This window comes from Geminocystis sp. (assembly GCF_041753295.1).
GTDB lineage: Bacteria > Cyanobacteriota > Cyanobacteriia > Cyanobacteriales > Cyanobacteriaceae > Geminocystis.
Window position 1 is genome coordinate 19694 of the sequence record NZ_JBGSUU010000130.1, and the last position, 7354, is coordinate 27047.

Annotated in this window: 3 protein-coding genes and 1 pseudogene; 2 read left to right on the forward strand and 2 right to left on the reverse strand. The window is 33.8% G+C overall.

Annotation, left to right across the window (positions count from 1 at the left end; genetic code table 11):
* The first annotated feature begins 30 nt into the window (after positions 1 to 30).
* A complete protein-coding gene (thiO, locus tag ACEW8E_RS16310; RefSeq protein WP_373481416.1) occupies positions 31 to 2052 on the forward strand; it encodes a glycine oxidase ThiO in 2022 nt (673 codons plus the stop codon).
* Positions 2053 to 2291: 239 nt separating this feature from the next.
* On the opposite strand, the pseudogene ACEW8E_RS16315 reads toward thiO, so the two are convergent.
* Both ACEW8E_RS16315 and ACEW8E_RS16320 read right to left on the reverse strand, forming a co-directional pair.
* A pseudogene (locus ACEW8E_RS16315) lies at positions 2292 to 2741 on the reverse strand (M23 family metallopeptidase); the annotation flags it as partial.
* 1260 nt (positions 2742 to 4001) lie between these two features.
* A complete protein-coding gene (locus ACEW8E_RS16320; RefSeq protein ID WP_373481417.1) occupies positions 4002 to 5936 on the reverse strand; it encodes a mechanosensitive ion channel family protein in 1935 nt (644 codons plus the stop codon).
* Positions 5937 to 6016: 80 nt separating this feature from the next.
* Here ACEW8E_RS16320 and ACEW8E_RS16325 point away from each other — a divergent pair, with 80 nt between their 5' ends.
* Complete coding sequence (locus ACEW8E_RS16325; RefSeq protein ID WP_373481418.1) at positions 6017 to 7180, forward strand: NAD(P)/FAD-dependent oxidoreductase; 1164 nt, start codon at positions 6017 to 6019, stop codon at positions 7178 to 7180.
* The last annotated feature ends 174 nt before the right edge of the window (positions 7181 to 7354 follow it).

Here is a 7354-nt window from a genome sequence, read left to right on the forward strand (position 1 = left end):
TAAAGTATAGTTATCTGTTAATTATCTATTATGAAAACTAGCAACGAAATTATAATCATTGGTGGTGGAATTATCGGACTATCCATCGCCCTTGAATTAAAATTAAAAGGATTAGGGGTAACAGTCTTAAGTAAAAATTATACCGAAGCCGCCACCAACGCCGCCGCTGGAATGTTAGCACCTAGGGCAGAACAGTTAGATGGTGTTATCTTAGATTTAGCTTTACAATCCCTTGCTTTATATCCAGAATGGGCACAGAAATTAGAACAATTAAGTGGTGAAGATATAGACTACAATCCTTGTGGTATCATCGCCCCAGTTTATCAGCAACCTTCTACCATTAATGATCATTGGTTAGATAAAGACACCATTCAACTATATCAACCCCAGTTAGGAAAAGCCGTTATGGGAGGTTATTGGTATCCTGAAGAGGGGCAAGTTGATCCTCGTCGTGTTGGTAAAGTACTGTTAAAGATAGCTCAATCTATCGGTATTGAAATTAAAGAAGGTGTTGAAGCCATCGCCTTCACTCGTGATCATGGTAAAATCAAAAATATCCTCACCAAATCAGGCATTTTTTCTGCTGATACTTATATTGTAGCTAGTGGTGCATGGTCAAGTAAACTATTTCCTCTTCCACTGCGTCCATTAAAAGGGCAAATGTTAAGTTTAAGAATAGCCTCAGATAATCCCTTAGAAAGAGTAATTTTTGGCGAAAATACCTATTTAGTGCCGAAAAAAGATAGGCGTTTAATTGTGGGTGCAACTTCTGAAGATATTGGTTGGCAAGAAGGCACTACAGCCGAGGGTATTAATACTTTGTTAAATCGTGCCATTGGTTTATATCCCCCCCTTGCTTGTTGGCAATTAGAAGAAATTTGGTATGGTTTTCGCCCTGCTACTGTGGATGAAATGCCTATTTTAGGCTATGGCGATAGTGATAACTTAATCTTCGCTACAGGACATCACCGCAATGGTATTCTATTAGCACCCATAACCGCTCAATTAATCAGTAATCTTATCACCCATCAATATGTTGATCCTTTATTAAAACATTTTACTTACCAACGATTTAATAAATCTCAAAGCAAAATTATGAGTTATTCTACCCCTAGCACTCCTCAAAATAGCAATATAAGCTCTAATGGAAGCGATATAACCTCAACAAACGGGAATGGAGGTCATTTTTCTCCTAAAACTGAAAATTTAGGTTATTTAAGCCCTTCAAATGCTAAAGAAATTTTCACCAATAATTCTGATGAAGACGATAGTTTAATTATTGCAGGAAAAAAATTCAAGTCTCGGTTGATGACAGGTACAGGTAAATATCCAAGTATGGAATCTATGCAACAAAGCGTTATGGCTAGTGGTTGCCAAATCGTCACCGTTGCCGTGCGTAGAGTACAAACAAACGCTACTGGCCACGAAGGATTAGCAGAAGCTCTTGATTGGAGTAAAATCTGGATGTTACCTAATACCGCCGGTTGCACCAATGCAGAAGAAGCCATCAGAGTTGCTCGTTTAGGTAGAGAAATGGCTAAATTACTAGGGCAGGAAGATAATAACTTCATCAAATTAGAGGTTATTCCTGATTCTAAATATTTATTACCTGATCCTATCGGAACACTACAAGCGGCAGAGCAGTTAGTAAAAGAGGGTTTTGCTGTGTTACCTTATGTTAATGCAGATCCCCTTCTTTGTAAAAGATTAGAAGAGGTTGGTTGTGCGACAGTTATGCCTTTAGGTTCTCCTATCGGTTCAGGACAAGGCATTCAGAATTTAGCTAACATAAAAATTATCATCGAACAAGCCAAAATACCCGTAGTAATTGACGCTGGAATTGGTACACCTAGCGAAGCGGCTTTGGGAATGGAATTAGGTGCAGATGCTTTATTAATTAATAGTGCGATCGCCTTAGCTCAAAATCCAGTTAAAATGGCACAAGGAATGAGACTCGCCGCCGTGGCAGGAAGATTAGCTTATCAAGCAGGGCGTATTCCTGTAAAACAATATGCTTGTGCAAGTTCGCCTGTTATGGGGATAGTTGAATAGTTATAGTTGTTGATGACACAAAGTAAGTAGGGTGGGCAATGCCCACATTAATTTTAATGAGCTATAAGAATCTTTAAATAATTAGGATTATTAGAATTAAAGGAAAATTTTAAGGTAAAACTAAGATTAAACCAGAGTCGATAAGTTTTGACGGTTTAAGTTTAAGTTTAAGTTTAAGTTAACTTTTCTTCTTTTCCCCTATGTCTTATAAGTAAATTTTATAGCTCACTCGGATTAACTTAGTTTTTTCGAGGTAAAAAAGCCATAGGATTCATCGCTTTTCCACCATTAGGATGAATTTCAAAATGTAAGTGAGGACCAGTACTAAAACCAGTATTACCTAAATTAGCGATTTGTTGTCCTTGAGTAACGAATTGTCCTCTACGAACGGTAATCCTACTATTATGGGCATAAAGAGTGACAGTACCATCAAGATGTTTAATTTTAACTAAGTTACCGAAACCACCAGAATTCCAACCAGCTGTTATAACTTCTCCATCAGCAGCGGCAACAATGGGAGTACCCACAGGACCAGCAATATCAATTCCTTTGTGCATTCTACCCCAACGAGGACCATAACCAGAAGATAAAACTCCTTTAGCAGGCCAAATAAAGCCAGTAAAAGGACGACTATTATCAGGTAGATAAGGATCTGGGGAATTAATTTGTGGTAATTCAGGAGATACCATTTCTCCTGCCGAAGGAGTAATCATAGGATTATAGTATTCTACTTGAATAGGTACAGAACTCATTAAATTTGATGAATTAGAAGTTCTTGTATTTGCCGAAGGGGCGGGAATACTAATATTTCTTCTGTCAGAATTCTGATTAATAAGAGTTCTGGTATTTGTGTTACTAATTAAAGTAGGTTTTTCTACATTCTTCATCATTTCTGAGGAGTTTGCGACAGTCTGTTGTTCTATTTCAGGAGGTGCAACAGGTATATTTATAACTGTATTGTTAGCAACTATTTTATTGTTAACGTCAGAAGTATTGTTATTAACATTAGGAGTGTTATTTTCAAACTGAATAGGAATAGAGATAGATTCGCTATTATTAACAGTCTGAGACGGTACTTCTACTGCTATAGGTAAAGATTTTACCGAAGTATTTGAATTATCACTAGAAGCAATTAAAGAAGGTGATGATTTAATGGAGTTAAAGGAAGATAATTCTTGTGGATAAAGCTCGGGTTTTTCCCTCGAATTCTGTTTTTCTTCCGATATATCAGTAACACGTTCATTTTTTGCAAGAGTGTAATTATTCTTGGCAAAATTATCTACTTTGATGGCAGAAACATTCTCCGTTGTCAATGGTGTAGTGATGTTGCTTGAGTTTTTAGCCAACAGAGATACTTCTTTAACACTATTAACTAATAAAGTAGGCTTTGAAAGATCTAAATCTTCCGTAATTACTGTCGAAGTAGCTTTTGCTGATTGAGGATAAAAGATTAACCCTAAAATCAAGGCTAAAGTTGCTTGGGGTAATTTTTGTGAGATTAATTTTAGATTCATAGATACAATTTCCTATTACTCGTCACACTCTGAATTTGCGATCGCAAACTATCTAGTTAAAAGATGATTTACAATGGCGAATGTTAAATAATAATTATTTTTTCAGTTTAAATTCTAGCTCAATGTATCAGGAAATGTTCCTTTATTTTTAAATTAATGATAGGAATTTCTTATATTTAGATTTAATAAGATAGGAGTTAGGAGATAGGAGTTAGGAGTTAGGAGTTAGGAGTTAGGAGATAGGAGTTAGGAGATAGGAGTTAGGAGTTAGGAGATAGGAGTTAGGAGATAGGAGTTAGGAGTTAGGAGATAGAAAGAATATTGAATCATCTATAAACTTATGATTAAAAAACCGAAACCTGAAACCTGAAACCCGAAACCTGAAACCTGAAACCTGAAACCCGAAACCTGAAACCTGAAACCTAATATTGATAGTTAATTATCTTTATGCCAAATAACTGTTTGAGGAATACCTAAAGAAATTCCAGCCTTATCAAAAGCCTTTTTTACCCGCCAACGATATTCTCTACCTACTCGCCATTGTTCTGAAGGTTGTGTTTTAATAATTAATCTAATGGTAATTCCATCATGAGCGATTTTTTCGATACCTAAAATATCCGCTGAGGTAATCATTTTATCTTTCCAGTCTTTTTCTTGATACATTTGATCGGCTACTTCTTGTAAGATATTCATGGTTTTTTGAAGTTCAGAATTCCACGCCACTTCAATGGTAAAGTTAACTTGAGACCAATTTTTTGTCATATTAACCACTGTGGAAATTTTGCCGTTAGGAATAATAATTAACTGCCCATCTAAGTTGCGTAATGCGGTTATATAAAGATTCATGGTTTCTACACATCCCATAAAACCATTAATTTCGATGACATCCCCTAAAGCATAACGATCCGTGGTTAAAATTAAGATACCATTGAGCATATCGTCAAAAAGATTACGAGATAAAAAAGCAAACACCACCGCTAAAGCCCCAGCACTAGCAAGAATACTTGGGCTAATACCAATGACAGCAAGGGTTAGGAAAATGCCGATAACATTAAAAAAAATGGTTGTCGCACCTCTTAAAGCAGGAGAATAAGTATTAACTCGTAAAATGGGGCGGTTAGAATTCGGGTTAATTTCTTGTTTTGCTTTTGCCCAATCATCTAATAAATTATCAATCCAGAAATCAATAATTTTATCTGTTAATACCATAGCAATCCAAATTAAAGGCAGTAAAATGCTTTGAGTAAAAAATAAATTAAAGAGAAAACGGGTATCTCGAAAAGTAACTAAAATAACTGCGACACAAAACAAAATTAATGTTATTTGATTGAGAAATAAAAGATTAGAAATTAATTCAATTAAGTTCATTTTTTGCTTAATAAAATTTCTTCTTTGGTTAAAATCAACGAGAAATAACTTAGCTGAAAAAGATAAACTTTCCTGAATCACTTCTTTGGTATCATTAACTCCTCTGGTAAATATTTTTTGGATTAAGTTAAGATTCTTAGAAGTTTTTTGATATGATTGTGATTTAACTTCTTTAGAAGTAGTATTTTGAGAGAAATTTTCTTCAGGATTAACTTTTAAAGTTTCATAAATTTCGTGAAATTCTTTTTGTAAATTTCTGTGCCATTTTTTTAAGATTTTTTTTAAAATTCTAATAAAAGTTATCAAAGAAAATGTGATTATTATTATTGTAATAGGGACGTTTATTCTTAAAAATGGCCTTTGTATATCCATTTCTAATCCCCAAAGTGCGTTACTAAAAGATTCTCTAATTTTGTTGCGCCATGTTTGAGCTAACTGTGAAATCGTAGTTGTATTTGCTCTAGCATCAGCTTCGGTAACGGTTAAAATTGCTTGTTGTACTAATCCTATTTTCGGATTTAATGTTACATAGATAACGGTTTGACTATTTTCGATTCCTACTTCTACAATGGGAGTTGCTGGATGTAAAGGTTTTTCATTGGTTATTAACCAAAAATTACGATTTTTTCTTTCCTCTACAGGATTATTGATGATAAAAGTACGCATATTATTAAATATACCTCTGAAAACAGTTTGAATGAATCTCGCCCTTTGTTCAACTTCTAAGGCTACTTCTCTGGTACTTTTTGTTATATCTCTTGGTAATGCAACTATAATCCTTTCTCTCCTAAAATCTAAGTCAGAAAAGAAAAAAACGCTACTACACAAAAACCTCCCACAAGGTTCAGCTTTATTCAAATCCCATGTAGGTGTTTCAGGAAAAGCATCTAATGTTTCAGGTGCGGGGAAAAAAGGAATTTGTGCTTTGACGGGTAATACTACAAACAAAGTAAAAAGAAAAACTAATAAATAAGAGATAATTTTTTGTTTGGTAAATATCATTACACTTTAATTATATAGATTTTTCGATTTTATGTTAACATATAAAACATCATATTATTTTCTTAATTTCTATTTATTATATGATTAACTATGATGTAATTGTTATTGGTGGTGGTTTAACGGGTTCTGCTTTAAGTTATGAATTATCACAAAAAAAATTAAAGGTTTTATTAATAGAAAAAGATCCAGTTTTAAATAATGCTACTATTTATAGTTATGGTGGAATTTCTTATTGGGGAGGCACAAGTAATTTAACGAATCAATTATGTCAAGAAGGGATTAATATTCATCGTAATCTAGAAGAAGAATTATCTGCCAATACAGAATTTAGAGAAATAGATCTTTTATTTACCATTGATATTGACCAAAATCCTCAAGAAACTTTAGAAGATTATAAGCACTTTTTTATTCAACCTCAACTATTAGATATTGATGAAAGTTTAGCATTAGAACCATTACTAAATAAAAATAATATTACTGGTTGTTTAAGATTTTCTCAAGGTCATGTTAATCCTCAAAAAACTATTTTAGCTTATCAAAAATCTCTCGAAAACAATGGAGGAAATGTTGTTCAAGAAACAGTTATTTCACTAACTCAAAAAGAGGATAAAATTATTGGTATTAAAACTAATAATAAAAATTATTTTACTAATGAAGTTATTATTTGTGCTGGAGCATTTTCTCGACAAATTCTACAGGATTTAGGCTTAAATTTACCGATTTATTTTACCCATGCACAATTATTTAAAACTCCTCCTTCAGACATAAAATTGCGTACTTTAGTTATGCCCGCTACTACTAAACGTTTTGAAATGGAAAAACAAGCGACTTCTTTAGAGATAGAATCTATTTGGCAAACATCCAATAATTTTATACAAAATGATGTCCTAGAAGCTGGTGCTATTCAATTTTTAGACGGTAGTTTCTGTTTAGGGCAAATCAGTCAAATTATTACAAATATCGGTGCTCCCGTGCCTAAAAACACCAGTGAAAGAAGAATTCGAGAGGCGATCGCAAAGACGTTACCATCTTTAGCAAATATAGAAGGCACATGGCATAATTGTCAAATTGCTTTTAGTCAAGGAATGCCTTTTCAAGTGGGGAAAATAAAGAAAATTGAAGGTTTATCGATATTTTCAGGGTTTACGAGTCCATTTGTATTTGTACCCCCTTTAGCAAAACATTTCGCCCATTATTTAACCGAAAATAGTGATCCAATTATTGAAAGTTTACCATCGCTGTGAGAAATTTCTTGATTGATAAGGTTTAAATCAATTATTTTTACCATCTCCCTATCTCCCCATTTCCTTCCTATCTCCCTATCTCCCTATTTCCTTCCTATCTCCCTATCTCCCTATTTCCTTCCTATCTCCCTATCTCCCTATTTCCTTCCTATCTCCCTATCTCCCTATTTCCTT